The sequence below is a fragment of the Rhodoferax sp. GT1R46 genome, from assembly GCF_056521285.1.
The window spans coordinates 46614-73404 of record NZ_JBWMBC010000013.1; the positions used below are offsets into that span (position 1 = coordinate 46614).

25 protein-coding genes and 2 tRNA genes are annotated in these 26791 nt (G+C 55.3%); 11 read left to right on the forward strand and 16 right to left on the reverse strand.

Annotated elements, in window-relative coordinates:
* Positions 1-54: 54 nt before the first annotated feature.
* The 5 genes from AC097W_RS20070 to AC097W_RS20090 all read right to left on the reverse strand — a co-directional run bounded on the left by AC097W_RS20070 (position 55) and on the right by AC097W_RS20090 (position 4357).
* Positions 55-1032 (reverse strand): ribose-phosphate pyrophosphokinase, encoded by a 978-nt coding sequence (locus tag AC097W_RS20070; protein ID WP_479604409.1) that lies wholly within the window; start codon positions 1030-1032, stop codon positions 55-57.
* 77 nt (positions 1033-1109) lie between these two features.
* A tRNA-Gln gene (locus AC097W_RS20075) sits at positions 1110-1186 on the reverse strand.
* Between the two features lie 14 nt (positions 1187-1200).
* Positions 1201-2094, reverse strand: coding sequence for a 4-(cytidine 5'-diphospho)-2-C-methyl-D-erythritol kinase (gene ispE / locus AC097W_RS20080; RefSeq protein WP_479604410.1), 894 nt, complete (start codon positions 2092-2094; stop codon positions 1201-1203).
* Positions 2095-2114: 20 nt separating this feature from the next.
* Complete coding sequence (locus tag AC097W_RS20085) at positions 2115-2618, reverse strand: outer membrane lipoprotein LolB (protein ID WP_479604411.1); 504 nt, start codon at positions 2616-2618, stop codon at positions 2115-2117.
* The gene (locus AC097W_RS20090) at positions 2615-4357 is read right to left on the reverse strand and encodes a tetratricopeptide repeat protein (RefSeq protein ID WP_479604412.1); all 1743 of its coding nucleotides are present in this window, start codon (positions 4355-4357) and stop codon (positions 2615-2617) included. Before AC097W_RS20090 ends, AC097W_RS20085 begins: the two co-directional genes overlap by 4 nt.
* Before the next feature lie 38 nt (positions 4358-4395).
* On the opposite strand from AC097W_RS20090, the gene mutM reads away from it, so the two are divergent.
* The 3 genes from mutM to mutY are packed head-to-tail and all read left to right on the forward strand — an operon-like array spanning position 4396 to position 8276.
* Positions 4396-5211 (forward strand): bifunctional DNA-formamidopyrimidine glycosylase/DNA-(apurinic or apyrimidinic site) lyase, encoded by an 816-nt coding sequence (gene mutM / locus AC097W_RS20095; RefSeq protein WP_479604413.1) that lies wholly within the window; start codon positions 4396-4398, stop codon positions 5209-5211.
* A gap of 51 nt (positions 5212-5262) precedes the next feature.
* On the forward strand, positions 5263-7218 hold the full coding sequence (locus AC097W_RS20100; RefSeq protein ID WP_479604414.1) for a dynamin family protein: 1956 nt from the start codon (positions 5263-5265) through the stop codon (positions 7216-7218).
* A 5-nt stretch (positions 7219-7223) separates the two neighbouring features.
* Positions 7224-8276, forward strand: a complete 1053-nt coding sequence (mutY, locus tag AC097W_RS20105) for an A/G-specific adenine glycosylase (protein WP_479604415.1) — start codon at positions 7224-7226, stop codon at positions 8274-8276.
* A gap of 26 nt (positions 8277-8302) precedes the next feature.
* Here the strand turns inward: mutY and rapZ are convergent, their stop codons facing one another.
* The 3 genes from rapZ to AC097W_RS20120 are packed head-to-tail and all read right to left on the reverse strand — an operon-like array spanning position 8303 to position 11746.
* Positions 8303-9193, reverse strand: a complete 891-nt coding sequence (rapZ, locus tag AC097W_RS20110) for an RNase adapter RapZ (RefSeq protein ID WP_479604416.1) — start codon at positions 9191-9193, stop codon at positions 8303-8305.
* Between the two features lie 4 nt (positions 9194-9197).
* Positions 9198-10847 carry a DNA repair protein RecN gene (gene recN / locus AC097W_RS20115; protein ID WP_479604417.1) on the reverse strand — a complete coding sequence of 550 codons (1650 nt, stop codon included), beginning with the start codon at positions 10845-10847 and terminating at the stop codon, positions 9198-9200.
* Between the two features lie 2 nt (positions 10848-10849).
* A complete protein-coding gene (locus AC097W_RS20120) occupies positions 10850-11746 on the reverse strand; it encodes an NAD kinase (RefSeq protein WP_479604418.1) in 897 nt (298 codons plus the stop codon).
* A gap of 28 nt (positions 11747-11774) precedes the next feature.
* Between AC097W_RS20120 and hrcA the strand changes: the two genes are divergently transcribed.
* Positions 11775-12779 (forward strand): heat-inducible transcriptional repressor HrcA, encoded by a 1005-nt coding sequence (gene hrcA / locus AC097W_RS20125; RefSeq protein WP_479604419.1) that lies wholly within the window; start codon positions 11775-11777, stop codon positions 12777-12779.
* A gap of 24 nt (positions 12780-12803) precedes the next feature.
* Positions 12804-12880 (forward strand) — tRNA-Ile (locus tag AC097W_RS20130).
* Positions 12881-13271: 391 nt separating this feature from the next.
* Here AC097W_RS20130 and AC097W_RS20135 read toward each other — a convergent pair.
* The 5 genes from AC097W_RS20135 to AC097W_RS20155 form a co-directional block, all read right to left on the reverse strand.
* Positions 13272-13598, reverse strand: a complete 327-nt coding sequence (locus AC097W_RS20135) for a surface-adhesin E family protein (protein ID WP_479604420.1) — start codon at positions 13596-13598, stop codon at positions 13272-13274.
* A 425-nt stretch (positions 13599-14023) separates the two neighbouring features.
* Complete coding sequence (locus tag AC097W_RS20140; protein WP_479604421.1) at positions 14024-14428, reverse strand: hypothetical protein; 405 nt, start codon at positions 14426-14428, stop codon at positions 14024-14026.
* Positions 14429-14506: 78 nt separating this feature from the next.
* Positions 14507-14986 (reverse strand): thermonuclease family protein, encoded by a 480-nt coding sequence (locus tag AC097W_RS20145; RefSeq protein ID WP_479604422.1) that lies wholly within the window; start codon positions 14984-14986, stop codon positions 14507-14509.
* A gap of 80 nt (positions 14987-15066) precedes the next feature.
* Positions 15067-15558, reverse strand: coding sequence for a hypothetical protein (locus AC097W_RS20150; RefSeq protein WP_479604423.1), 492 nt, complete (start codon positions 15556-15558; stop codon positions 15067-15069).
* A 298-nt stretch (positions 15559-15856) separates the two neighbouring features.
* Positions 15857-16159 (reverse strand): hypothetical protein, encoded by a 303-nt coding sequence (locus tag AC097W_RS20155; protein ID WP_479604424.1) that lies wholly within the window; start codon positions 16157-16159, stop codon positions 15857-15859.
* Positions 16160-17023: 864 nt separating this feature from the next.
* Here AC097W_RS20155 and AC097W_RS20160 point away from each other — a divergent pair.
* The gene (locus AC097W_RS20160) at positions 17024-18433 is read left to right on the forward strand and encodes an SEL1-like repeat protein (protein ID WP_479604425.1); all 1410 of its coding nucleotides are present in this window, start codon (positions 17024-17026) and stop codon (positions 18431-18433) included.
* A gap of 183 nt (positions 18434-18616) precedes the next feature.
* On the opposite strand, the gene AC097W_RS20165 is transcribed toward AC097W_RS20160, so the two are convergent.
* Together AC097W_RS20165 and AC097W_RS20170 are read right to left on the reverse strand one after the other, a co-directional pair.
* Positions 18617-18889, reverse strand: coding sequence for a hypothetical protein (locus AC097W_RS20165; protein ID WP_479604426.1), 273 nt, complete (start codon positions 18887-18889; stop codon positions 18617-18619).
* A 305-nt stretch (positions 18890-19194) separates the two neighbouring features.
* Positions 19195-19770, reverse strand: a complete 576-nt coding sequence (locus AC097W_RS20170) for a recombinase family protein (RefSeq protein ID WP_479604427.1) — start codon at positions 19768-19770, stop codon at positions 19195-19197.
* 509 nt (positions 19771-20279) lie between these two features.
* Here AC097W_RS20170 and AC097W_RS20175 point away from each other — a divergent pair.
* The 3 genes from AC097W_RS20175 (at position 20280) to AC097W_RS20185 (ending at position 22042) form a co-directional block, all read left to right on the forward strand.
* Positions 20280-20624 carry a hypothetical protein gene (locus AC097W_RS20175; protein ID WP_479604428.1) on the forward strand — a complete coding sequence of 115 codons (345 nt, stop codon included), beginning with the start codon at positions 20280-20282 and terminating at the stop codon, positions 20622-20624.
* A gap of 31 nt (positions 20625-20655) precedes the next feature.
* On the forward strand, positions 20656-21093 hold the full coding sequence (locus tag AC097W_RS20180; protein WP_479604429.1) for a hypothetical protein: 438 nt from the start codon (positions 20656-20658) through the stop codon (positions 21091-21093).
* 178 nt (positions 21094-21271) lie between these two features.
* A complete protein-coding gene (locus tag AC097W_RS20185) occupies positions 21272-22042 on the forward strand; it encodes a hypothetical protein (RefSeq protein ID WP_479604430.1) in 771 nt (256 codons plus the stop codon).
* 553 nt (positions 22043-22595) lie between these two features.
* Here the strand turns inward: AC097W_RS20185 and AC097W_RS20190 are convergent.
* On the reverse strand, positions 22596-23624 hold the full coding sequence (locus tag AC097W_RS20190; protein ID WP_479604431.1) for an acyltransferase family protein: 1029 nt from the start codon (positions 23622-23624) through the stop codon (positions 22596-22598).
* Positions 23625-24247: 623 nt separating this feature from the next.
* On the opposite strand from AC097W_RS20190, the gene istA reads away from it, so the two are divergent.
* Both istA and istB read left to right on the forward strand, forming a co-directional pair.
* Entirely contained in the window at positions 24248-25771 is a 1524-nt protein-coding gene (istA, locus tag AC097W_RS20195; RefSeq protein WP_479604432.1) for an IS21 family transposase, read from the forward strand.
* Positions 25772-25816: 45 nt separating this feature from the next.
* Positions 25817-26581 (forward strand): IS21-like element helper ATPase IstB, encoded by a 765-nt coding sequence (gene istB, locus AC097W_RS20200; protein ID WP_479604433.1) that lies wholly within the window; start codon positions 25817-25819, stop codon positions 26579-26581.
* Positions 26582-26791 lie beyond the last annotated feature (210 nt).

Genomic DNA, 26791 nt, shown 5'->3' on the forward strand with positions numbered 1-26791 from the left:
ATAAAAACGCTGATCAGCCTGCGTTCAGGCTGGGCGTCTACTTTTTTGTTTCGATCAGAAAAGATTTTCCTGATCCGAGAACAAACTCATGACCGACTCACCCTTGGCGATGCGCTGAATGGTTTCAGCAATCAGCGGTGCCACGGTGAGCTGGCGAATTTTCTTGCAACCCGCGGCCGCAGCGCTCAGCGGAATGGTGTTGGTGACCACGACCTCATCCAGTGCGCTGCCATTGGCAATGCGTTCAATGGCGGGACCCGAGAAGATGGGGTGCGTGCAATAGGCATAGACTTTTTTGGCGCCACGCTCTTTCAGAACTTCAGCCGCCTTGACCAGCGTGCCTGCCGTATCAATCATGTCGTCCATGATGACGCAATTGCGGCCATCAATCTCACCGATCACGTGCATCACTTCACTGACGTTGGCCCTGGGGCGGCGCTTGTCAATAATAGCCAGATCACAGCCGAGCTGCTTGGCGAGCGCACGTGCGCGCACCACGCCGCCGACATCGGGCGACACCACAATCAGGTCTTCGTAGTTTTTCTGACGCAAGTCACCCAGCAGCACCGGGGATGCATAGATGTTGTCGACGGGAATATCAAAAAACCCCTGGATCTGGTCAGCATGCAAATCCATGGTCAGGACCCGTGCTACACCCACGGCCTGCAGCATGTTGGCAACTACCTTTGCTGTAATCGGCACCCGCGAGGAACGCGGGCGGCGGTCTTGCCGGGCGTAACCAAAGTAAGGAATCACGGCACTGATGCGCTCAGCGGATGCGCGTTTCAACGCGTCCACCATGATGAGCAATTCCATCAGGTTTTCATTGGTGGGAGCGCAGGTGCTTTGGACCACAAAGACGTCGCGAGCGCGCACGTTCTGGTTGATTTCGACCGTGACTTCGCCGTCCGAAAAGCGACCAACGGTGGCTGCTCCGAGCGAGATGTTCAAGTGCCGGGCAATGTCTGCCGCCATGCCGGGATTGGCATTGCCGGTGAAAACCATGAAATCAGGGGGAAGGGGTGCCTGCATGCGGGTTCCAGCGAAGAGATTAGGTTTATGTCTGTACGTTGCGCGTGCCGTGGTCCGGATATCCGGAACAACAGATTTGGCAGGGGAAGAAGGATTCGAACCTTCGCATGCTGGAATCAAAATCCAGTGCCTTAACCAACTTGGCGACTCCCCTACACGGGTTGACAGCTAAACGCTGCCCACCGATAAACCATCGCTGGTTGCCCAACCCAACAAAGGGTGAACATCCAAGCCGCTGCAAAGCCTAACCTGAAAACCGCTAGGCGCTGACTCAAAGCCACCCAAACGATTCAGATCCGCGTCTTGCCGCACTTGCGCAAATACTGCACTTCCAGAGCCAGTCATTCGACCGCTCAAACCTTGCGACTCAAGCCACTCAAGGGCTTGATTCACACCGGGGCACAGCTTTTGGGCAACGGCTTGCAAATCGTTTCGTCCGTAATTAAATATGGTTCCGAATGTATCTGCAGCGAAGCCTGAAATTATAGCAGGCTCTGAGTCCCGTTTTAACGAGGGGTCAGAGAAAATAAGTTGGGTTTCCAGTCCGGCATCGGGTTTGACGACGACAAAGCGGGCCGAGGGCAGTTGCAACGGGGTTATTCTTTCGCCAATGCCTTCGACCCAGGCATGGTGGCCGCAAAGGAAGAAAGGGACGTCGGCACCGAGTGCCAGGCCCAGTTGCGACAGCTTTTCCAGAGGCAAGTTCAATTGCCAGAGCCGGTTGAGCGCCAGCAGGGTCGAGGCCGCGTCCGACGATCCGCCGCCCATGCCGGCTTGCGCAGGCACCGATTTGGAGACGCCGATGTGTACGCCCAGCGGGCAATGCGTTGCTTGCTGCAAGGCGCGGGCTGCGCGCACCACCAGATCGTCTGCGGGCAACTTCCATGTGAGGTCTTCGCGGCTGATTTGGCCGTCACGGCGCAGCTCGAAATTCAGGGTGTCGCACCAATCGATCAACATGAAGACGGATTGCAAGAGGTGGTAGCCATCATCGCGTTGGCCGGTTATGTGCAGAAACAGGTTGAGCTTGGCGGGGGCGGGAATGTCGTAGAGCGACTGCATGGGTCAATTATCGGATGGGCTCAACGGTCCAGAATGATCTTGAGTTCAGCGGGCGTGCCGGGTGGCAGTCGCCTGGCGCTCAGCCGACCGGTCGGCAGGTCCTGCAAGTCGGCTTGCCATTCGGGTGTATCCGATGCGATACCCTGCAGCCATGAAAACAGGTTGGCTACGGGCAGATCAGTTCCCGTTGCATGCCACACCAGGGCATCCAGCGATGCGAAGTGTTGGGCCTCTCCGCTGGTCTGCAATGTGGCGGCGTCGGCATCCCATTGCAGGCGCGCGAGCGTGCTACCCAGCGGGGAGGTAAATGTCATGCTGCCGGCTTGCGCGCTCCCCTGAAGATCGAAGTCTGCCGAGAAAGCTTGCACCGGTGTGCTTTCCACGCGAACCGCGAGGCGGCCTTGCCAATGCGGGCCCTGCGCATCAAATGGCCCTCTAGCCCCCGTATTACTTGCGCATCCAGCTATCAAAACAATAGCAGATGTGCTAATCCATTTGGCCCACCAGTGAAAGGTCACTTTCACGGTTTGCCGCGCAGACGCTTGATGGTGTCCTGCAATGTCTCGTTTTCAGCATTGAGCTCCAGACCCTTTGTCCAGATGGCGTTGGCCTGGTCACGTTGTCCCAAGGACCACAGCACCTCACCCAGGTGGGCTGCGATTTCCGCATCGGGCCGGACCTGAAAGGCTCCCTGGAGCAGACGCACCGCCTCGGCAGGATTGCCAGACCGAAACTCCACCCACGCCAGGCTGTCAACGATGAAGGGGTCGTTGGGTGCAAATTCCAGTGCCTTGGCGACCAGCTGGCGGGCTTCCGGCAAGCGCACGTTGCGGTCTGCCAGCGAATAACCCAGCGCGTTGTAGGCGTGGTGGTAATCGGGTTTGGCGGCAATTACCCGGCGCAGCAGTTGTTCCATTTCATCCTGCTTGCCGACTTTTTCCGCCAGCATCGCTTGGTCATAGGCTAGATCGGCGTCTTCCGGAAAGCGAACCACGGCCTCTCCCAGCAGTTGGTATGCTGCAAGGAATTGTTTGTTGTCCCGCAACAGTTGCACTTCTGCGCTGATCTTGGCACGTGCATCGCCGGGTTGCGACTCGGGGGTGTTACGGATCACGGCGCGCGCTTCATCCAGCTTGCCTTGACGCGCAAGAATCGTGGCGCGGTGACTTTGCACCCGTAGTGCATCCTGCGGGCCGGTAATGCGCGCCAGATAGCTCTGTGCTTCATCCAGCCTCTTGTCCTGTTCTGCAATTTGTGCCAGCAGCAAGTAGGCCTGAACCAGGCCGCGATCCATGGCTGCGGGCTGATCGGTGTCAGCGCCGGGTGCAGGTGGATTAAGGGCAACAAAGCTTTTCAGCGACGTCTCTGCAAGCGCCATTTTCTTGTCCTGATATTCCAGTGAGCCACGGACCAGCCACGCTTCCCGGTAATCGGGTTTTTCGGCTGTCAGCAATTCCATCTGCGCGTAGGCCTCGGCGAATCGCTGCGTGCTCAGGAGGTGGCGTGCGTAGGCCATTCGCACATCAGGGCGCGGTTTGTTCGCCACATATTTACGGACCAGAACCTCTGCTTCCGGTATTTTGTATTCCATCAGAGCAAGCGCCAGCATCATCGGTACTTCGGATTGGGGGTCCAGTGCCGCACCGCGCCGTGCTGCTTCCAGTGCGCCGCTAGGGTCCGCAGCCTGCAAACGAAGGATGCCCAAGGCAGACCATGCCGTGGGGCCGGTGGTGTGGTTGACCAAATCCGGTTTCAGTGCCTGATCGACGATAGTCGCTACCAGTTTTCTTTCGGTTGCACGGGCGTAGTAGCGCGGCAGTAGGCCGATAGCCGCTGAACGCTCAGCTGGGCGCAAACCAGCCAGTTCGCGCTTGAGGGGCTCCAGCGTATCGGCAATCCGGTTCAATCCGATCAGGATCTGAAGCACGTAACGATTGGCCTCGCGGGAGGCCGGGAACGCACGTGCCCACGCTTGCGCCGCATCGAGCGCAGAAGTGCCGCTGCGGGAAAGCAGCGCCAATTCCACAGCGCGTTCGTACAAGCGAGGCGAATTGGCTTTGCGGGCGGCGTCCAGCATCAAGGAGTATGCCGATCCGGTGTCACCCGATTGGGCGCTCAGCTCGCCTACCAGTAACTGATAGAACAGTTCGCTGCCCAGATTGGAATTATTGGGGCTGGTGGTCGCGGGTGATGCTGCATGAACGCCGTTGAATGCGGCGGTAATCAACAGGGCAAGGGCGATTAGTCGATGGTGTCTTCTCATCGGACCATAATAATCCAACCCCGTAAACCTGTTGCCCCATGCCTGAATTGCCCGAAGTTGAAGTGACCCGCCTGAGTTTTGCCGACCGCATTGCGGGAGCGCAGATCCAGTCGGTCCGTATGGGCAAGCCCCTGCGCTGGCCCCTGGGATGTGATCCGGACAGCTTGGTGGGCCGGCGGGTGACCGGCGTTCGCCGGCGTGGAAAATACCTGCTACTGGACATGGACGAGGGGCTTTTGCTCCTGCATCTCGGTATGTCAGGTAGTCTGACCTTTGACCGTCAATTGCCCACCGCGGGTGTACATGATCATTTTGAGTTGCGTACTACCCACGGCATATTGCGGCTCCATGATCCGCGCCGGTTTGGCGCGGTAGTGCATGCGCAGAGTGAACATGACCCGGTTGCCCAAAAGCTTCTTGGAAAGTTGGGCACAGAACCGCTGGGTGCGGATTTTGACGCGCGACTGTTTCACGCGGGGTTGGCGCTGCGCAAAGCACCCATCAAGCAGGTTCTTTTGGCTGGTGATGTCGTGGTGGGGGTGGGCAATATTTACGCCTCAGAAGCACTCTTTCTTGCCGGTATCCGGCCCACAACCCGGGCTTTTCGTCTCAGTCGCCCACGGGTTGCCAGGTTGCATCAGGCCATCCGCCACGTACTGGCAAGAGCCGTGGAAAAGGGGGGCAGTACTTTGCGCGACTTTTCCAACGCGCAAGGCGAATCGGGGCATTTTCAGCTGGAAGCCATGGTGTATGCGCGGGAAGGCCAGCCCTGCAAGGTCTGCGGCGCGCCCGTCAAGGCCATCCGGCAAGGGCAGCGATCGACGTTTTTCTGCGGCACGTGCCAAAAACCTTGAGCGCTACCGGCGATCGCGGTGCTATATTGAAAGATTCCATCGGGGGGACTCTTGGCAACTTCATTTAACGAACAGTTTGATCAGCACGGCTCTTGGAGGCGTGAGTTTGCATTGCGCCTGAAATTGCTGGCCGAGTGGATGAAGGACAACGAGTTGCTTGACGCCGCGGTCGAAGAGCGCCTGCGCAGGCTGGAAGCCCAGGTTCGCAATGACAAGGTGATGGTGGCTTTTGTTGCCGAATTCTCCCGTGGCAAATCGGAAATGATCAATGCCATATTTTTTGCAGGATATGGCCGTCGGATCATGCCGGCAAGCGCCGGGCGTACGACGATGTGCCCTACCGAGATGGGCTACGACTCGGACGTGCCACCCTGTCTGCGGCTGCTCCCGATCGAGACCCGCCTGCAGCCGCAGGCGCTTATGGAATGGCGGATGGCGCCAGAAAAATGGACCCGAATTGACCTGGATGTGAACAATCCGCAACAGTTGGCCAAGGCTTTGGAAAAGGTTGCCGAGACGCTGAAGGTCACCCAGGATCAAGCGCGCGCTTTGGGTTTTTGGGACAACCGGTCGCAGGAAGACAATCCCCTGCTCGACGCGCAAGGCATGGTCGAAGTGCCCCGCTGGCGGCATGCGTTGATCAACATTGCACACCCGTTGCTCAAGCAGGGTCTGGTGATTCTGGATACGCCGGGCCTGAATGCGATTGGCGCCGAACCCGAATTGACTGTCAGCCTGATTCCGCAGGCACATGCGGTGGTGTTCATTTTAGGTGCGGATACCGGGGTCACCAAGTCGGACCTCTCCATCTGGCGCGAGCACCTGATTACCGAGTCCGGTAACACCGATTCACGGCTGGTTGTGCTGAACAAGATCGATACCCTCTGGGACGAATTGAGCACACCTGCGCAGATTCAGGCACAGATTGATCGTCAAAAAGCCAGTACTGCCGAGATTCTGGGCATTCCACGCGATCGCGTGATTGCCGTGTCGGCCCAAAAAGGCTTGGTGGCCAAGGTGACCAATGATGAAGAACTGCTCAGGCAGAGTTGCCTGCCGGTTCTGGAAGATGCGCTGGGTCGGGGAATGATGGGCAAGCGCCAGAAGATCCTCGCGGACGCCATGGTGTCGGGTATTTCAGACTTGCGCGCAGAGACCGGTCGTGTGATCAATATTCGCAAGCGTGACCTGACTGAGCAAATGATGGAGCTCAAGGGCCTTCAGGGCAAGAATGCCTCGGTGATCAAACACATGCGCTCACGCATTTCACAGGAGCAGGCCGAGTTTGATCTGGGCGGGGCCAAGATACACGCCGTTCGGTCCGTGCATCTGAAATTACTGCGTGAAGTATTTGGTATTTTGGGGTCGACAGCCCTGAAGAAGGAGATGGCCCAATTGAATGGCGCCCTGATGCAAAAAGGCCTCAAGCTGGGTGTCAAGCGGGCGTATGGCGAGACGTTCGACCGGCTTCGGGCCAATCTGCAAAAGGTTCAGTCCCTGTGCGGAGAAATCCAGTCGATGCTGGCGGCAACCTTCCGCCAGCTCAACGGGGAACATGGGTTTTCGTTGCAGGCGCCTACCGAGCCCCAAATGGCGCAATACCTTAACGACCTCGATCTGGTCGAGCGGAGCCACCTGCAATACTTGGGCATTGGCAACGCGTTCAAGCTGGCCCAGCCTGAGTTTGCTGACCGTCTGGTCCGTGCGCTATCGACCCGCCTTCGCAACATCCATGAAACGGCATTGGCAGACGTGGAGTTGTGGAGCAAGTCGGCCGCAGCCCAGCTGGACGCGCAGTTGCGAGAGCGCCGTCGAAACTTCAGTCGCCGCATTGAAGCCATCGACCGCATTCAGCAAGCCGCTGGCGGTCTCGAAGAGCGCATTCGGGATATTGAATCGCAGGGGGCTTCATTGAATCAGGTCGACGTCAAATTGTCGGAACTGACCACCTACCTCATTGAGTCCAACCAGCCAGCCAAAGCCGTTCTGGACTTGGAGTTCGCCTGACCACAATGGGAGTCGCAGGCGCATTTGCTGCGCGGGTGGTGGGCTGGCAAAAAAGCCATGGTCGAAATGACCTGCCCTGGCAGAACACGCAAGACCCTTATCGCGTCTGGTTGTCAGAGATCATGCTGCAGCAGACGCAGGTGGCGACTGTTCGGGACTACTTCACACGATTTGTTGAGCGATTTCCGGATGTGAAGTCGCTGGCAGAAGCCAGTCAGGACGACGTCATGGGTTTGTGGAGCGGGCTGGGCTATTACAGCCGTGCCCGCAACTTGCACCGATGTGCGCAGCAGGTCATGGCGCTGCACCAGGGCGCTTTTCCGGGGAATTCAGACGTCCTGGAGACGCTACCAGGCATTGGGCGCTCCACGGCAGCGGCTATTGCGTCCTTGTGCTTTGGCGAACGCGTGGCCATACTGGACGCCAACGTCAAGCGGGTGGTGACACGGGTGACGGGATTTGACGCCGACTTGGCGCTGGCGGCCAACACGCGGGCTTTGTGGGAAGCCGCAACCTCCCTGTTGCCCGAGCCGGAAGACGCTGACAAGGCCATGCCGCGCTATACCCAAGGCATGATGGATCTGGGAGCGACCGTATGCCTGCCCAGAAAGCCCGCTTGCAGCACCTGTCCAGTGCAATCCTTTTGCGTATCCGCAGCAGCAGGTAACCCAGAAAAATATCCAGTACGTACCCGAAAGCTCAAGCGGAGCAGTCAGTCCATCTGGCTGCTGTGGGCGCAATCGGCAGACGGAGCGGTATGGCTCGACAAACGCCCGACTCCCGGCGTCTGGGCTGGCTTGTATTGCCTGCCCCTGTTTGACAGCGAAAGTGACTTGCTCGGCACTGTGCCTGCGCACCTTGGCGCCGAACTGGAGGCGCAACCCGTGTTCACCCATGTGCTCACGCACAAAGATTTGCATCTGCATCCGTGGCGTTTATCGTTGCCAAGTGAAGCGATTTCCTGGAATGATGGGCAGTGGATCAGCGCCCGGGACTGGCCAGGTTTGGGTTTGCCTGCACCGATTCGCAAGCTTTTACAGCGGAACCTCGCTGACTGACGCGCGGCACTCGCTCCGTAGCGATCTCAAATGGCGTCAATTTCCCGGTGGCGTTTGAGCGTGACCCACTTGACCGCGAAGTGCTGCGCCAGACGTTCAACCAGGTAGACCGAGCGGTGCTGACCTCCGGTGCAGCCAATGGCGACGGTGACATAACTGCGGTGATCACGTGCCAATGCGTCCAGCCAGCATTCCAGGAAGTAGGTGATGTGGTGCAGCATCAAATCCACTTCGGCCTGGCCCAGTAAAAAATCAATGACCGGCTGGTCGCGCCCGGTAAGGTGCTTCAGACCGGGCTCGTAATGGGGGTTGGGTAGCATGCGCACGTCAAAAATGTAGTCGGCATCGGTGGGGACGCCGCGCTTGAACGCAAAAGACTCAAACACCAGTGTTAATTGCTTGCTGGGGGTGGAAATCAGCGTCTTGACATAGCCCTGCAATTGCGAAGGCCGGATGATGCTGGAATCAATCACGTGCGACTGCTCCCGCAGCTCGGCCAGCAAATTGCGCTCCAGCTCAATGGCATCCACCAGCGCGTGCCGCGCGTCCTGTTCGCCGTGGCCTGAATCCAGTTGGGACAGTGGGTGCTTGCGCCGGGTTTCCGAGTAACGGCGCACCAGTGTCTCCGTGTTGGCATCCAGAAAAAGTGATTTGACGGAAATACCCTGTTGGCGCAAGTCTTCCAGTTGCTGTGGCACCAGTGGTAGCGAGGTGGCACTGCGTATGTCGATCGCGATGGCCACCCGTTTGGCCTCGTGCTTTTGTTCCAGTTCAATAAAGGGCAGAAGCAGCTCGGGCGGCAGGTTGTCCACGCAGTAGAAACCCGCGTCTTCCAGCGCGTGTAGAGCCACGGACTTGCCAGAGCCAGACATGCCCGTGATGAGCACAATTTGCATGGATCGTCGGTCTTCAGACATGGCTTCAGGCTCCTGATTGCAGCATTTCCCGCGCATGGGCCAGGGTGGTTGTTGACATTCTCTCGCCGCCCAGCATACGGGCAATTTCGCCAACGCGTTGCTCACCCTGTACGGGCGCTACTGTACTGAGCGTGACCTTGCCGCTTGACTGCTTGGCCACCACGAGGTGGTGGTTGGCGCAAGCCGCCACCTGCGGCAAATGGGTTACAGCCAGCACCTGCCGGTCGACGCCGAGTTGCTGCATAAGGCGACCCACGGTCTCGGCCACGGCGCCTCCGACGCCCGAATCCACCTCATCAAATATCAGGGTCTGCGCAGTCCCCAGTTGGCTTGTAGTCACCGCAATGGCCAGTGCCATCCGTGACAACTCGCCTCCCGAGGCCACCTTGCCAACCGGGCGCGGCGTGCTGCCGGCATGGCCTGCCACCAGAAATGCCACATCTTCCAGCCCGCTTTGCATCGGCTGCGCACTGGGTTCCAATTGCACGAGAAATTGACCACCTTGCATGCCCAGGTCCTGCATGGCTTGGGTGATGGACTGTGCCAGCAGTGGAGCGGCTTTGGCGCGTGCCTTCGACATGGCTTTGGCCTCTGCCAAATAAGCCGCATGCGCTTTCTTTTCTGCGTTTTGCAGTCCTTCAAGATCGGACGCCGCATCCAATTGAACAAGCTCGGCTTTCCAGGAAGCCAGTAAGGCAGGTAGCTCTGAAGGCGGGCGCTTATAACGCCGCGCAAGCGAGATCCACATTGACAGCCGTTCGTCGAGTTCGGCCAGACGTTCCGGGTCGAGTTCGGTTCGGCGCAAGTACGCGCGCAGGGTATGCACGGTATCTTCGACCTGCGCCAGGCTCGATGCCAATACATCAGCCGGGTCCTTGAAGTCGGCTTCCAGGTGGGACTGGTGTTGTAGCAGTTGCATCGCGCTGTGCAGCAGTTTGACTACGTTACTGTCGTCATCTTCCAATAGCTGGAGTGCGCCTTGCGCGGCATCCAGCAGGGCCTGGCCATTGGACAGGCGGCTGTGGCTGCTTTGCAGTTCATCCCATTCTTCGGGCTGGGGGTTGAGTTTTTCGACTTCGGCGATTTGCCAGGCCAGTCGCTCACTTTCGCGATGCAGTGAATCCTGCGCCGTCACGGCTTGAGCCAATGCATTCTGCGTTTGGCGCCAAGAGAGCCACAGTGCGCCCAGTGCATTGGTGGAGACCTTGGCATAGGCATCCAGCAGCCCGCGCACGGCATCCGGGCGCGTCAGGCTTTGCCAGGCATGTTGGCCATGAATATCCAGCAACTGCTCCCCCACGGTGCGCAATTGCTGCGCGGTGGCGGGGCTACCGTTGATCCATGCGCGGCTTTTGCCTTGCAGGTCGACGGTTCGACGAAGCAGCAATTCGTCCTCGGTGTCAAAGCCGGATTCCTGCAAGAGAGTACGGACGCTGGTCGGCGTGTCGAATTCTGCACTTACATCAGTGCGGCTGGCACCCTCACGGATGACTCCCGTGTCAGCTCGTGCGCCGGTCACCAACTGCAGCGCATCGATCAGGATCGACTTGCCAGCGCCTGTTTCTCCAGTGAGCACGGTGAAGCCGCCTTCCAGGTCAAGCTCCAACTCACTGACGATCACAAAATCCCGCAGGACAATACGTTTAAGTGCCACGGTCAAGCCACTCCTTCGTTCCAGTGCAGCTTCTGGCGCAACGTGTCAAAGTAGGTCCAGCCCTTGGGGTGCAAGAAGCGCACCTGGTACTGGGACCGGGTGACCACAATGCGATCGCCGTGCATCAGGGATGCCAGGGACTGCATGTCAAAGTTGGCACTGGCATCACGGCCTGCTACTATTTCGATAGCTACCTCCGCAACATTGGCGAGGACAATTGGCCGATTTGACAAAGTATGCGGCGCAATGGGCACCAGCACCCAGCCCGGAATGGACGGATGCAGCAGCGGGCCGCCGGCGGATAGGGAATACGCGGTAGAGCCTGTCGGTGTGGCAATGATCAAGCCATCGGCGCGCTGGTTGGCCACAAAGTGCCCGTCCACCTCCACGCGCAGTTCCACCATGCCCGAGGTGGCGCCCCGGTTGACCACCACATCGTTCATAGCCAACGCCGAGAACACGCAATGTCCACTCCGCATCACCCGCGCCTGCATCAGGCTGCGGTGGTCCTCTTCATAGAGGCCGGCCAACATGGGCAGCAGCGTCTTCTGGTAATTGTCAAATGGGATGTCGGTTATGAAGCCGAGTCTTCCCTGATTGATGCCGATCAGCGGCACGCCGTACTGTGCCATCTGGCGACCAATGCCCAGCATGGTTCCATCGCCGCCGACCACCAGGCACAGGTCACAGGTCGTACCAATGGTTGCCACATTGGCTGCTGTGTAGCTGGAAAGCCCCATGTTGGCGGCAGTGTCCTCCTCCACCACAACTTCGCAACCATGGTCCATCAAGAAGTGCGCGATTTCGTCCAGGGCCTGACGCGCATATGCGCCTGACGGTCCCGAGGAATTGGCGTGGTATTTGCCAATCAGGGCAACGTGTCGGAATTTGGACTTCATTCGCAAATTACATCACTAAAATGTGCCAATGCTCGATGAACGTTCCAAGTTGTTGTTGAAAGCTCTGGTTGAGCGCTACATCGCCGATGGACAGCCGGTGGGCAGTCGAACCCTGTCGCGGGCTTCCGGGCTGGAATTGTCTCCTGCGACCATTCGCAACGTGATGTCGGACCTAGAGGAACTGGGTCTGATTGTCAGCCCCCACACCTCTGCGGGACGCATCCCCACGGCACGCGGCTACCGGCTTTTTGTCGACACCATGCTGACGGTGCAGCCAAGTCAGTACGGTTCGCACATCCTCGCGCCCGATCAGCCGCAGAAAGTAATCTCCAACGCGGCGACCCTGCTTTCCAATTTGTCGCAGTTTGTGGGGGTGGTGATCGCACCGCGTCGAACGTCGGTGTTTCGGCACATCGAATTTTTGCGGCTTTCGGAACGGCGCATTTTGGTCATCATTGTGTCGCCCGACGGCGATGTGCAGAACCGCGTCATCTTCACCGAGTTGGACTACTCGCAGGCCCAGCTGGTGGAAGCGGCTAATTTTCTGAACAGCCAGTACGTCGGGCTGGACATTGAGAACGTCCGTGAGCGGCTTCAAGGCGAGGTGGAGTCCTTGTGTTCTGAAATTGCCACACTGATGCAGGCCGCCGTAACGGTGAGCTCCGATGCCATTACCGAAACGCAGGATGAAGTCATCATCTCGGGTGAACGCAACCTGCTGGCGGTATCGGACTTTTCCAGCGACATGGGCCAGTTGCGCAGGGCGTTCGAGTTGTTTGAGCAAAAGGCCCAGCTCATGCGGCTGATGGACGTAGCCGGTCAAGCCGAAGGTGTGCGCATTTTTATCGGTGGCGAGAGCCAGGTCGTGCCCTTCGAGGATCTGTCCATCGTCACCAGTCCCTACGAGGTGGATGGCAAGATAGTAGGCACCCTGGGTGTGATCGGCCCCACCCGCATGGCCTACGACCGCATGATCCAGATTGTGGACATCACCTCCAAATTGGTCAGCAACGCGCTGAGCCACCACAAGTAGGTCGCTACAATCACGGGTTGCGTTGGGCCGTTAGCTCAGTTGGTTAGAGCAGAGGACTCATAATCCTTTGGTCCACAGTTCAAGTCTGTGACGGCCCACCATTTATTCCGGCGTCATATAAAGAAATCCTGCTATTGAAAAGATAGCGGGCTTTTTTGTTTTAGATGGTCAGATTCTGCGGCGTAGCCACTGCGTAGCCGCCAGTACATGGTTTTGTACCGTTTCCAGCCCCAAGCGTGAGAAAACCCGGACTTGGCGGGCAGGGTTGTGATTCCTGTTGTCGTGGGTTCGAGCCCCATCAGCCACCCCATTATTTGAAACCCAGTATCTATGCGGGTTCCCACGGTATGTGGGTGCATGATGTGGGTGCAAAGAATCAAAGCCTCTTGGAGTTATTCAAGAGGCTTTTTCTTTTACAACAGGTTTCACAACCACCACAATAAATTTTCTGTATTGACACTCTCCAAATGGTGGCGGATTTCCTTGGTTGAATCAATACTTTAGACAAGCCGACTTCCATAATATTTCAGCGTCACTACCGGGAGGAGTCGGCCTCCAAGCTTGTGCCTTATTCAAAGTGAAGGAGGACTCCCCGCGTCCCATGCTGTCCTTGTGAAAACTGACGAAAAGAATGCGCCATTGCTCTCCAGTGCAATCGAATTCGTGCAGCCCCTTTGCCGACATATCCCCGCGTTGGGACTTTTTATAGTCATTCAGGGTCCACAGCTTTCGGCTTTGTCCAGACTGAGTAATGGTTTCAGGGTCCGCATAGCCAGCTACCGGCTCCGCACAGTGAAGTGCGGTACATCGCTGGGTCATGTTCTCAATCTGATGGGGAAATCTGTCCACTGGGTTGGGCAGAGACAGGGGCGAAATGGTTTTGGTGCGCTACCATTGACAAGCTACCGCACGGGCAGTGTACGTCCGCAGTTGATCGGCTTGGTGTTCCGCACGCATTGCCCTTCAGCGACAGACTTCAAGCCTGTGCATCCGTTTTAGTATATCGGTACACAAGTACCTAGAACTTCTAATAGAAGTCTGAAAGTTATCGACTTGACTTCTCACTGCCAGTCATTCTGTTTAGTCAGACTTCAATAGCTCGGACCTCATAAAGCGGTGAGGTGCGTCAGCCTATCGGGTGTGTATCGGTTTCTGGAAATTGGAGTTTTTAGGTTGGTAGCTACGGTGTGGAAATCAGGTGAAACAGCTTTAGTCTTAGGCATTGCCGAGGTTGCCCAAAGGAGTTATTCCAGACGTGGTCGCCCAAACCTGGCGGCAAGGGTTGCTTTTACGCCGAGCATCCACTGAAGGAAATACCCGACGCTCTGAACGATAAACCAGATCATGAATGGAAGGAGCACTAGGGACAGTGGCTCCATCCATCCCATGTACGCAGGGTTGCCAGCAACGATTGGCTCAAAGGGGTTCATTTCGGTATGAACCAGCATGTCCAAAAGGACGTGCGTGAAGCCACCTAAGAAGGCTCCAAAGACCCACTTGCTAGACCGAACTCCACACATTCCAATGATCGTTGCATAAATTAAAGCAGCGATGAAAGAGTGGTTGGAGTGATCGATTGACCCTTCACCTGTCAATGCATAAATGATGGAATGTGCATCAAGCCAGAGGTTGACCAGAATGAAAGACACATTGCTTACCTTGTTAGGGGCTAAGTGGTTGATTGGGGCTAGTACCCCGAAGTGCAAAGGCGTAATTGGCATTTGTAATTAGTTTGTAGCGCGAAATTCCCAAGGTGGCATTGGTGCAGCATCCCGCCACAGCCCCACCTTTGCTGCTCTAGCCGCATCCTCTGCCGCAACATAAGCCTTTCGGTCAACCGCTGGTTGCTCACGCTCATAGGCCTTGTAATGCCACGCCATGCCACGTTTGACTTGCTCCAGGTTGATGTCCTGACCATCCAGCAGCACCTTGCCGATCCTGCGCTGGTACTTGTCAACCTTGACCCACTCGACATTCACAGATTGACCAGCAACCATATCGGCCAGGCTCTGCTTTGAGACATTGCCAAATGCTTGCCGCTTCTCGGGCGCATCAATACCAGTCAACCTAATTTTGTGCTGGATGTAGTTGTCGTCCAGAACTGTGATGGTGTCGCCATCGACCACGTTGATGACCTTGCCCAGCAGGGTGTCAGCTTGGGCTTGAAGGGCCAGCAGCAGGATGGCAGCGAACAATGGGACTTTCATGGCACGCATTGCGCAGCGTTTCGCAGGCACGAAATAGAGTCAGTGAGCCAAGTCACCTGGAGATGTGCCATCGCTAACGTTCAAGCCAAGTCCTTAGCAGTCCATTGTGGAACCTTGGTCGGATCAAAGGCCTCGCCGGCACCTGGAACGAACATAGCGGCAATGCTCTTGCGTGCCTTGTTCGTGTGACGAATGAGGAACTCTCCAGATCCGGCCTCGTATTCCGTCTTTGCGATCGGGAAAAGTGCTGCTAACTTCACTTGAGTTGCAACATCCGCGTGAAAGATATGCAATGCGTTATGAATCATTGCGAGAGACGATTTATCCGTGAAAATTCTCACCAGCGCGTCATGAACAATGCTTACGCTAACAGGTTTCTTCGTGATCATCATGACTAAGTGCGAGATATAGCCAATCGTAATCTCGTTGAAATGAACGCGGTGCCCATCTTTGCCAAGTGTGTCAATTTGATTCTGGAGGAAATCTTGAAGCCTTCTAGAGGTTTCCGCACGTTCTGCCTCGATCTTGCTCTTCCCACTAAAGAAGCCGGTAATAAAACTAAAAATTCCCATAATGAATGACGGTTCTGTGTAATTGTTTGGTTCGGTAGATCAAAGGCCCAAAGTCGTACGTTTGCATGCTCATTACATGCGATCTTCTTTGAAGCCTTCGATAACCCAAAGACCCAACCTAACTAGGAGCCAAAAAATAACACCGGGAATTATTAAGTACAGAAAGAACGGTATCGATAAGACAAGCAACAGGCGACGTGGTCCCTGCTTCAACTCTTGCTTACAAGTAAGCCATTGCCAAGTCCATGCATTGGAATTCATTCCATTTTCTCTTTCTTAAAGGAAGTTGGCAGGCGGATTATGAATTTGCAACTTTGGCCATGCGATTGCGAATGCGCCGATCCATAAACAGAGCGTAAACAATAGCGAGCCCGATACCACCGGGAACACCGACACCACCCTGTGAAAAAGCAATAACGATGAGCAGCATCATCAAAGCGAAAAAGACCCAGTACATAGTGCGATAGCCATTCGTAAGCGGGTACGTGACCTTCTTTTTACACACCGGGCATGTAAGCCTTTGAAACCCGAGAGATGAGCGCGTAGGGATTTGATTAAATGTTGCGTTGCACTTTGTGCAAACGGCGTCGATCGGCAGCATAGCCATACTTCTCCCTGATTTTCTATTGGTGTTCGAATTTCGCTCGTGCGTGGAAATAAAAACGCACAGACGAAAGACCAAAAAATGATCAGGCTAGCCGTTTCAGAGAACAAACAAGTTTGTGATCGAATGGTAACACCCGCTGATGCTGCCTCGTTGAGGCGTTGCTCACAACTCATGTTGGTCAAACCGCATGAAGCTACAAAAAGCCGAAGTGCGCAGGGCTGATGCCATGCGGCGGCGAAGTAGAAGGGTGGGCGTGGGCACGCACCAGATAACTTGTCACAGGCTGCCACCCAAGCGCACCACGCGCAGCGCCTGATCAATGCTCAAGTGCCAACATTTTGACATGGGAGCGCAGAAGGCGGAGCGTAGGGCGTTCCACGACCGAGGAGCAGCGACCGCTGTGCTACCGACTCCAGCGAAGGCCACTTTGCATAACGCCTGTTGCCTTCACCCGACAGGGCGCGAAGCGGTGACCGACACTAAGCAGAGCTTTAGCGAAGCGACATGCGGGCATTGAGGGCAATACGGCGTTATGTAAAAGCGAAGCAAGTGGTCGTAGCGGGCGATTGTTACAACTGCCACGCATACCAAGCGACAGCCTCGTGGTCCTTGGGCATTGCGGTACGCCGCCTTGCCCACTGACGGAGACTACAGAGCATCGAACATAGAGAGCGGTGATGTGCCGTTGCCACCAAGCGCAGCGACTGGCGGCGACACCTGATCGCGCTGCCACTCATTAACGAAATATCGCTCATAAGTTAATTCCGATGTGGCGCTCGTTGGCCTCGACGCATCTATGATTGGCATCAGAAACCGAAACAAGAAATAGTTCACAAAAAAAATAACAAGGGGTACGACATGAAGCGCAAATCCATTTTTTCCCGGCGATCAGAAGTTATTGATGTGCATGACTTGCGCGACCTGGGGCAACGCCGTTGGTTCAGATCTCCCCGAATCTTGATAGGTATCAGTTTGGCACTGACCATCATCGCCACCGCTTCATGGTGGACTTACGCTGTCTATTTGAAACCAAGTCGGGATCAGCGATTGGTCGAAGAAGCTACTGCAATTTTGCTAACCAATCCAAAAATGTCTGATTGGAACAGCGATACAAAGGACTGGTCAGATGAACGAAGGCTGATCTTACTTTCACAACTCTTCCGGCGAAGCAATCTCGGAGTCCCTGCGGCGGTAGGCATCAAGGCGAGTCGTGCAGCGCTGGACGTTGCGATACATAACGGTGGCAAGGAAGCGCGACTGGCGCTTGGTAAATCACTGCGTGACGGTGATTTCGGCGATAAGAATCCAAAGACCGCTCTTGCCCAATTTCAGACGGCCCACGAAGAATTGCAACCCGGAATTCAAACTGGTGATCAAGACGCGCTTTATGTTTACTCATTGATGCTTAAGGAAGGTTTGGGCATTGAAACCAATCCGGCAAAGGCACGAGAAATATTGAAACGCGTAGCGCTTTCTCGTGACTACACAATGATGAATAGGATTGACAACTCTGCTCTATGGGGCAAGGCGGAAGACCAAGACCTCGAATTGGCAAAAGCCATCTCAAGAAAGCTGATCGACAGCGGGCACCCAGAGTCTTACACATTAGGCAGCCTTGCATGTAGAAAAGAATATGAACAAGCCCCAGGCGAGTATGAACAAATAGTAGAAATGGCAAAGGCAGGGAATCACTCAGGACTTGCACCTCTACTGGCGAAGAATGATTTGCGGATGAAGCAGTTCACCCGATGCCGTCTTCCGTTCTTGGAAGCTGCAGCTGAAAAGGGCGATAAGGGAGCTATTGAAGCTTTGGCATCGTCAAGTTCTGACGTTTTATCCCCAACATTGCGTACGCAATTGCCTACCCCAACGGCTCCTGCTGAAGATCCTGAGGTTCAAAGTCGCACGGGCTATCTCAACGGCACAAAGCAAATTGCCAAAGGTGGGCTCTCTACATTCAAGGTGGACAACACAAAGGGCAGTGGCGACGCGGTGGTACGCCTGTATCGAGATGGAAAAATGCCAGCAGTGCGCAGCATGTTCGTAAAGAACGGGGAAAGCTTTACTGCCGAAACGGTTGCCCCCGGCGCGTATCGATTGCGATATCGCTACATCGGTAGCGATGATACTTTTGAGTCAGGAGAAACGTTTTCCCTATCAGAGAGTCCCACTGAAACTGGGAACCGTTTTTCAAGGGTGACAGTGACACTCTTCAAGGTGACAAATGGGAATATGACGGTAAAGAAGGTTGATGCCACTGAGTTTTAAAAATGCCAAATGAAGCGGCCACGACACGTTCGCCACCCAGCCCGTCCGAAATCCATGTAACCGACTTCTCTGCACTGTTGGTGCCGGTTACCTTCTTCAAGTCCAAAGCTAAGCAACAAGATCCACGCGACAGCTTTGTGGTGCCTTGTGATTGCGGTACTCCGCATTGGCCATTGACCAAAGCTACAGGGTACAGGTAGCCATGCGCTCCAGTACTGCCAGTTCTGAGGCGCGGGTCTCTGGGGAGAACTTGAGGTTATCCAGATAGGCCAGCACAGCACGGCGTGTGATCAATGACATGGAAGGAATCTTGTTGCCACGTAGACGCAGGGTGGCAATGAATGCCTTAAGCGCAAGGGCCTCCAGTGGGCTCAAGTTCAGGGACATGGTGGTCGATCCAGCAGCACGGGTGTACCGGGTGTGGACCTTTCCGGTGTTATTCGGGATAGGTTTCATGGGGGTCTCATGGAAATATGAAAAGGGGAAGGCCCACAGGTGATGTGAACCAGCATGAAAAGGAAGCGAAAGCAGACAACCAAACCCAGAATGACAAAAGCCAGCAAGATTGCTCAAGCTGGCTCAGTTGGGGGTCGGTAGGAGGGGCCTTAGGTGAGGGTTAATCAAACCCCGTAGGTTCTCCTATGGTGCGTCTTTCAAATCACCCGTAGGTTCTCCTATGGTGAGGGTTTCGCCTAGCCCCCGTCCAGCTGGAGTTCTTTGCTATCAATTTTGATCACCAGGCGTCCCTGAATCAGCCCAGATCAGGCCACATCCCGAATGCTGATGATGGTGGCCCTGCTCACATCAAACTCCCGAGCCACTGCACTGACAGTAGCACCCCCTTGGAGAGCCTTCCTGATGGCCTCACGGTCTGCCGGTGTGGTCTTACTGGGTCTGCCCATGTGTGTACCGTCAGCCCGTGCCCTTGCCTGTCCTGCTTGAGTCCGTTCAATGATCAGGTCCCGCTCAAAATCTGCCACTGCTGCCAGCATCTTGACCATCAGGGAGCCAGCAGAGGATGTCAGGTCAAGGTTGCCCAGTTGAAGCACCACCAACCGGATGCCCTCAGCAAGGAACCATTCAACGGTCTGCTGGACATCAATGGAGTCCCTGCCGATCCTGTCCAACTTGGTCACCACCAATGTGTCTCCAGCCTCAAGCTTGCCTTGGAGAGCCTTGAAGCCAGCACGTTGGGAAGCAGGGACAGAGCCTGAGACCTTCTCCTCAATGTATCGCTTGGGGTCTATCGCGTAGCCAGCTTGGGTGATTTGCTGGAGTTGGTTCTCTGTGAGTTGATCCACTGTGGAGACTCGGGCATAAGCAAAGACACGGGACATGGTGGATACCTTGAATGTTGGAAAGTGGTGTCAGTATGTGATGAGGTGTAAAAAAATGTCAAGGGCTATCTTTCCAACATAGTGCCAGAGGGTGTAAACAAGGGACCACTTTCTGACAAGTGCAACATTCGGTGATTTTGATGAAGTAAGCTGGACCAACACCAATTACAGAAATGATCAATGCTAAATTTTTTCCGATCGCTTAAAGCCGCGAGGTACGGTATGCAGGTTTCGCTGAATCTAAGAGATGTTCAGGGACTATCTGATGGAGAGCGATTCCCTAGCTTTGCCCCACTAATTCGACGGGCAAGGATCAAGGGGCTGAAACCGAGCGAATGTGCTCAGATGCTTAGGTCCATTGTTCAAGGTGTAGGCGAAGGTGCCCTACATGACAGGAAGAAAGATATCGTCATAAATGCTGCATTGATTGCCCTGGAATCTGACAAATCCCTGTGGGAACGAGCCATGTAATTTGATGGCAGCAAGCATTGGGAGCAATAGAGTTTCCAATGTCGGCAACCCTGAACCCAGAGACGTATCTGCTGTATCTGTCTGAGCGGATAGAGGAATTAGCTGAAGACGTGGACGAGACGGACATGCAGCAAATATCCGACCTGCTGGTGGAGGCGGGTCTGCTGTACAACCCGCTGGACCCAGCGGAACCAATAGGGCGGCAAATCCTGCTGGACAACAAGGACATGCAGCTACATCTTCGCAGCCTGGGAATACCAGGACAAATGCCACTTCGTGTAGCGAAAACAGAGCAAGCTGCTGAAACAGCAATACGGAAAACGGGCTTGCTGACTTGGACACTGGAAGCCGTAACGGGTCTGATAAGTCGATATGAAGGCTAAAAATTTAGTGCAGAAGCATTAGCAGCTAGCCATGCGTGGCCACGCCAACAAATTCAACGACACCCAATCCATTGAAGATGCTTGGTGGAATGAACTTGAATTGTTCGAATACGACGTGGATGACATTGACACTGCTTCATGCGCAGAGTTGGCCGATGAATTGGCAGTATTTGAGATACAGGCGAATTCGGACCCAAACTTTGAAAATTCGTTGTGTGATTGGCATGGCTACATCATTGACGAACGGCTCTGGCTTGGCCTGGAGCAAAGTTGCTATGAGGGCGTGTTGCTGCCGATTGAACAGATTCATTTGAGACTGAAGACCTGTCCGAAATCGCTCAGAGACACGCTTTGGTACTTTTTTGGTCATTGCCCCACGCATGTCAAGCACTACATTGCCCTTCAGTTCTGGTCGATAGTGCGAATCGACAGAGCACGTCGCACAGGAAGACCCGACTGGCATCCATAGACTCCATTGGGTATCGTTGTATTTCAAGTTCTATCCTTTCGCTGACGGTTCGCATAATTCAATCATCAAAATCCCCCGAATGGGGGATACCCAATATATGAGTCAGCGCTTACTATGAAAGGTCAACAATTTGGCTCAGTCGAGTCAAATTCGGACTAAAAAAATAGTGGGAAGAATTATGAAAACATTGGCAATTGGTCTGTCTTCTTTGGCGCTTGTTGCGTGCGGTGGAGGTGGCGGTGATGCACCTGCCGCAGCAGTTACTACTACTGTAGTCACAGCATCAGCAGAGGGTGTGTACGGCGGCACGCTGAGTGGCTCAACTAGCAGTCAATTCGAAGCGTTGTTTTTGGAGAATGGTGAATATTGGACTATCTACGGGTTATCAACTCCAACAGCGTTCGCCGTTGCTGGATTTGTACAGGGGTCTGGAACGTCAAACAACGGCAGCTTCACATCAGCGAATGTAAAAGATTTCGGCTTTGCACCTGCTGTGGCTGGTACCTTAAGCGCCACGTACAACACTACCGCCAAGTCGATATCAGGCACTATTTCGTCAACAACAGGTTCCGTTGCGTTTAGTGGTGGCCCAATCCCTGGCTCGCTTTATGACTACTACGCACCAGCATCGCTAGCAGCGGTTTCTGGCGTGTGGTCGACGATGAGCCTGAATGGTGAAACCGTATCCCTCAATGTTTCAAGTAACGGCTCATTTACTGCTGCTGGTTCGTCGGGATGCCATTTCAGCGGCACCGTTACGCCAAGGGCCTCAGGCAAAAATGTGTTCAATGTGGCGGTAATTTTTGGCGCAGCACCTTGCGCCTTACCAGGTCAGGCAGGAACTGGCATCGCTCTCACATATCCATTGGCCAATGGGACATCGCAATTGGTTGTAGCAGCTCACGACAGCACCCGTACATACGGTACTGCGGTGTTTGGCACGCGTTAGAAAATATTTGGATAGCTAACTCGCGTCGATTCGATTTCACAACCACGGCGAGCATTATCAGCCGTGGTTTAAAGACAAGCGGTGTCCTTTATGGCTCCTGTCGGCGGGCTCAGCGGCGTTTTCAATGTCGTGTGGATTGAGCAGCTCAGTCATATTGGTTTCTCCTGCGCTAGATGCTAGCGTCATCAATACCTGCCACGGGAAGAATTACCAGTCGCGGCAGGTTGCGCAGTGGAAAAATTGCCAGTTAACCCTGTTGGAGTGGCAACGTTGCCAGCTCCCCAGGTTGCTCACTGGAAACGTTTCCACTTGTTGATTGGTGCAGGGCGTGGCACTTGTTCCATTTCACGCCGGTTCTGAACCCTGCGGTATTTAGCTGCATTCGCTTGACCGGCGCTCGGTAAAAACCCAGCCACCGTCGGTAAGCTACCGATGAACGATGCAGTAATCATCTGCCCCCCCCCGAATTTATCGCCATTTAAATGAACGGGGTTTGTTGTATACCCTTCATCAGTCTGGGCCAAGACATAGACATTGGATCGAGCTAAGTGAGCTACGCACGGCCATACACAGCGTGGTTTTTCGTGGCTGCTGTTGTTACAAATCTTGAACGTGCCTTACTTGATGGTCGATCAATCCAAACTGTAATAGCCAGGGATGCCGCATAAGTGAATGCAATGATGCCTGCCGTGATTGCAGCTCTTGTACCGACGGGTTGCTTTGCTAGCAACGGGAAGTAATACGACACCACCAGGATAGGTATCCAGTGAAAAAGATACACGCTGTAGGACATATCGGATAGAAGTTTATCCAGCTTGTTACTCTTGTAAAAAACGGTGTTTAAAGCAAATGGCATGGCCACAAGTGCGATGACAACATTCAGGAGTCGATTGAAAACAAAAAGATCGCTGGGGTTCGCCCCACCATAGAGAACAGGTCTCAACGAGGGAGCGACTGTAAAAACCAGCAAAATCAACGAAACGAGCACGGCTGAGCCAACCATCTTTAGCCTCCCTTGCAGAAAGTCTGGGTACTGCGCCGCCAGCATACCGATTAGGAACATCGGGAGGTAGGTAATGGATAGCTCGTCGCCGGAAATTACTGATGATGCACAACCAATTACAACTATAAGTACGGCAATCACCTTTGGCCTTTTTCGCAGTGCTACCAAAATGATCGGTGCAAGCATATAAAACTGCATTTCCACATCAAGCGACCACGCGGGACCAAGTAGTCCATGTTGGGTGTGATGGCCAAGCAAGATGAAGCTGGAGATTAACATCTGGGTGCTTACTACTGCGGGTGGCTTGGCTGCCGAAATCAGCTGGGGCAACAGCACCGCAACAAAGAGCGCCAGCATGCTGCATAGCAAAAAAACAGGAGCCAAACGCCACGCCCGCGATATCAAAAACGTCACATAGGGACTCGGCAATTTTGAATACTTAGCAGCCCACATTTTTGAAACCCAGTAGCCGCTGAGCGCAAAAAAAAGGTAAACCGCAGCTCCCCCAAAATTTAGGCTGCTGTAGTGATGAACGACAACCGCACTCGCGAGCAAAAAACGGAAAAGCCCTGGACCCATAAAAACTCCCTGAAATTTGATTTCTCTCAGGCGAGTCTAAGTACCAAACATTACAGTTCTGCTCACTGGCAATATTGCCACTCGATGATTGGTGTAGAGCGTGGCACTTGTTCCATTTCACGCCGTTTCTGAACCCTGCGAATCAGCGCCAAAAGTGGAAACGTTTCCACTCGTTGAATGGTGTTGAATCTCAGAATTACGTAAGCGCGCGGCAAACCCATATTGACCGCGGCCCTGCAGTGGTGGTGACAGTCAGGGTGACGCGGTTGGCGGCGTCCAGCGATGTGGCAGCAACTCGCCAATCATGCTGTTGCGCTGGGTAGGCAATCACCATGAAACGTAGTGTGCCATTGCACCATAAAAATGACCATTAGTGCATGCCCGTATTGATGGGTATTCCGGACGACCGTGACCGGTCATTCCGGCGGATCGTGACCGACGATTCTGGTTTATCGTGAACACTGATTCTGGTCGATCGTGACCGATTTTGGGGTTTGACCGGAATGACCGGTCACGACGCCGGAATGGTCGGTCACGATACCGGAATCGTCTAACGCAGCATGTGATGTTGCGCATATTTCCATAACCCTCGGGGTAGCCTCATCAGCTTTGCTGGAGTGGGCATGCCCGATACCCGAAGGATCAATATGCGCAAGATACGGGACGTCCTACGTCTCAAGCTTGAAGCCCAGCTTTCCCATGAGCGAACCGCCGCCGCGCTGCACATCTCCAAAGGCGTGGTCACCAAATACGCCAGCCTGGCGAATGCGGCTGGCCTTGACTGGGCACAAATTCAGGCACTCGATGACACCGCACTGCACAACCGCTTGCTGGGCACGCCTCAGCGAGCCAGTGGTTTTGTGCAGCCTGACTACGGCCGCATCCACCAGGAGTTACGCCGCAAAGGCATGACCCTGATGCTGCTGTGGGAGGAGCATGGCGCCCAGCATTCAGGCCAAACCACCCACAGCTACTCGCAGTTCTGCGAGAACTACCGCCGCTACGCCAAGACCATCAAGCGCTCCATGCGCCAGATCCACCGCGCCGGTGAGAAACTGTTTATCGACTACGCCGGGCCCACGGTAGAACTGCTTGACGGCAGTCGCGCCCATGTCTTCGTGGCTGCTCTAGGTGCATCGAGCTATACCTTCGCCTGCGCCACACCCTTTGAGACCATGGCCGACTGGCTGGGCGCCACCGCCCAGGCGCTGCGTTTCTTTGGTGGCGTGCCCCAGCTCATCGTGCCCGACAACCCCAAAGCATTGATTGCCAATGCGGACCGGTACGAACCCAGGGCCAATGAGACGGTGCACGACTTTGCCCGGCACTATGGAACGTCGGTATTGCCAGCGCGCCCGTACCACCCGCAAGACAAAGGCAAGGTGGAATCGGCCGTGCAGGTGGTGGAGCGCTGGATACTGATGCGCTTGCGCCACCAGCGGTTTGCCACGGTCGATGACGTCAACGAGGCCATCGCACCGCTCTTGGAACAGCTCAATGCCAAGGCATTTCAGAAGCTGCCCGGCAGCCGCGCCAGTGCGTTTGCGCAACTTGACGCCCCAGCCCTGCAGCCCTTGCCGGCACAAACCTGGGAGCTTGCTGTTTACAAGACAGTTCGAGTGCATATTGACCAGCACGTTGAGTTTGAAGGTCACCGCTACAGCGTCCCGCAATCGCTGGTCGGTCAAGTCCTGGAAGCGCGCGTGACGGCACGCACGGTGGAGTTGCTGCACCGGGGTCAACGTGTGGCGTCCCACCTGCGCTGTGTGCACAAGGGCGGGTTCACCACGGTGCCCGAACACTTGTCCGCTGCGCACCGCGCCCATCTGGAATGGACACCAGAGCGGTTGATCCATTGGGGCAACAGCATTGGCGTGGCCACTGGAGCTTTGGTGACTCGCCTGCTGGCAACACGCAAACACCCCGAGCATGGTTACCGGGCCTGTCTGGGTTTGTTGGCATTGGCCAAGCGGTTTACCAGGCCACGGCTGGAGGCCGCCTGTGTAGTGGCGTTGGAGTTGGGCACCAGCAACAGCACCCATGTGCGCGACATCCTGGTCAATGGTCGTGACCAGGTGCAGCCCGCCACACCGGAGTGGACCAGTCCAGAGCATGCCCATGTGCGCGGCCCTGGCTACTACCAATGATGACCAATGGCAACAGCAACAAATGACACGACCACAGGAATCCCCATGATGATGAACACGACGATTGAACAACTGCGCGGTCTACGCCTGGCGGGCATGGCCTCGGGATTGCAAGAGCAACTCACCCAGGCTGGAATGACGGGCATCAGCTTTGAGGAGCGCATTGCGCTGCTGGTGGACCGTGAGGTTCACTGGCGCAATGACAAGCGCCAAACCCGACTGATCAAAGATGCCCGGCTTAAGTACAGCCAAGCCAGCATCGAGGATTTGGACACCCGCGCAGGGCGCGGTCTGGATCGCAAGGCGGTGATGAGCCTGGCATTGGGTGACTGGATTGAGAGTGGCCACAGTGTGTTGATCACCGGCCCCACTGGGGCGGGTAAGTCCTGGCTGGCCTGTGCACTGGCCCAGTACGCCTGCCGCCGGGGGCACTCTGCGTTCTACCAACGGGTGCCCCGATTGGGTGAAGAACTGCGCATTCGCCATGGTAACGGCACGTTTGGCAAGTGGCTGATTCAGTTGGCCAAGACGGATGTGTTGCTGCTGGACGATTGGGGCATGGCCGGCATTGATGCCCAGACTCGCGCTGACTTGCTGGAGATCATCGATGACCGGGCCGCCAACAAAGCCACCATCATCACCAGCCAGTTACCGATTGAGCATTGGCATGCCTGGGTGGGCGATGCCACTATTGCTGACGCCATTCTGGACCGGGTGATGCAAAGGAATCACCGTTTCACCCTGACGGGCGAGTCCCTCCGCCAGAAACCCAAATTGAGCAAAAAGGAGGTCAATCCAGAACCATCGTGACCGACACCCCTACAATTTAGATGCGCAATACCGCACGCTGCGCCACCGGTCACGATCGACCGGAATCAGCGGTCACGATCACCGGAATACGCAATTGACTTCTTTGCTATGCTTTTTGCATGATTCAGACCATGGTGATGATGCCCGCATCCCCCATGCGCTGCCAGGGCAAACCCAGCACCAAAGCGTCCAATTGGGTGCGGCTCAGAC

Excerpts from the sequence above, each read along its gene's own strand:
- AC097W_RS20070 (WP_479604409.1), bottom strand. The coding sequence starts at position 1,032 with ATGCAGGCACCCCTTCCCCCTGATTTCATGGTTTTCACCGGCAATGCC.
- ispE (WP_479604410.1), bottom strand. The coding sequence starts at position 2,094 with ATGCAGTCGCTCTACGACATTCCCGCCCCCGCCAAGCTCAACCTGTTT.
- AC097W_RS20090 (WP_479604412.1), bottom strand. The coding sequence starts at position 4,357 with ATGAGAAGACACCATCGACTAATCGCCCTTGCCCTGTTGATTACCGCC.
- mutM (WP_479604413.1), top strand. The coding sequence starts at position 4,396 with ATGCCTGAATTGCCCGAAGTTGAAGTGACCCGCCTGAGTTTTGCCGAC.
- mutY (WP_479604415.1), top strand. The coding sequence starts at position 7,224 with ATGGGAGTCGCAGGCGCATTTGCTGCGCGGGTGGTGGGCTGGCAAAAA.
- rapZ (WP_479604416.1), bottom strand. The coding sequence starts at position 9,193 with ATGTCTGAAGACCGACGATCCATGCAAATTGTGCTCATCACGGGCATG.
- AC097W_RS20120 (WP_479604418.1), bottom strand. The coding sequence starts at position 11,746 with ATGAAGTCCAAATTCCGACACGTTGCCCTGATTGGCAAATACCACGCC.
- hrcA (WP_479604419.1), top strand. The coding sequence starts at position 11,775 with ATGCTCGATGAACGTTCCAAGTTGTTGTTGAAAGCTCTGGTTGAGCGC.
- AC097W_RS20135 (WP_479604420.1), bottom strand. The coding sequence starts at position 13,598 with ATGACCCAGCGATGTACCGCACTTCACTGTGCGGAGCCGGTAGCTGGC.
- AC097W_RS20145 (WP_479604422.1), bottom strand. The coding sequence starts at position 14,986 with ATGAAAGTCCCATTGTTCGCTGCCATCCTGCTGCTGGCCCTTCAAGCC.
- AC097W_RS20150 (WP_479604423.1), bottom strand. The coding sequence starts at position 15,558 with ATGGGAATTTTTAGTTTTATTACCGGCTTCTTTAGTGGGAAGAGCAAG.
- AC097W_RS20155 (WP_479604424.1), bottom strand. The coding sequence starts at position 16,159 with ATGCTGCCGATCGACGCCGTTTGCACAAAGTGCAACGCAACATTTAAT.
- AC097W_RS20160 (WP_479604425.1), top strand. The coding sequence starts at position 17,024 with ATGAAGCGCAAATCCATTTTTTCCCGGCGATCAGAAGTTATTGATGTG.
- AC097W_RS20165 (WP_479604426.1), bottom strand. The coding sequence starts at position 18,889 with ATGAAACCTATCCCGAATAACACCGGAAAGGTCCACACCCGGTACACC.
- AC097W_RS20170 (WP_479604427.1), bottom strand. The coding sequence starts at position 19,770 with ATGTCCCGTGTCTTTGCTTATGCCCGAGTCTCCACAGTGGATCAACTC.
- AC097W_RS20175 (WP_479604428.1), top strand. The coding sequence starts at position 20,280 with ATGTCGGCAACCCTGAACCCAGAGACGTATCTGCTGTATCTGTCTGAG.
- AC097W_RS20180 (WP_479604429.1), top strand. The coding sequence starts at position 20,656 with ATGCGTGGCCACGCCAACAAATTCAACGACACCCAATCCATTGAAGAT.
- AC097W_RS20185 (WP_479604430.1), top strand. The coding sequence starts at position 21,272 with ATGAAAACATTGGCAATTGGTCTGTCTTCTTTGGCGCTTGTTGCGTGC.
- AC097W_RS20190 (WP_479604431.1), bottom strand. The coding sequence starts at position 23,624 with ATGGGTCCAGGGCTTTTCCGTTTTTTGCTCGCGAGTGCGGTTGTCGTT.
- istA (WP_479604432.1), top strand. The coding sequence starts at position 24,248 with ATGCCCGATACCCGAAGGATCAATATGCGCAAGATACGGGACGTCCTA.
- istB (WP_479604433.1), top strand. The coding sequence starts at position 25,817 with ATGATGATGAACACGACGATTGAACAACTGCGCGGTCTACGCCTGGCG.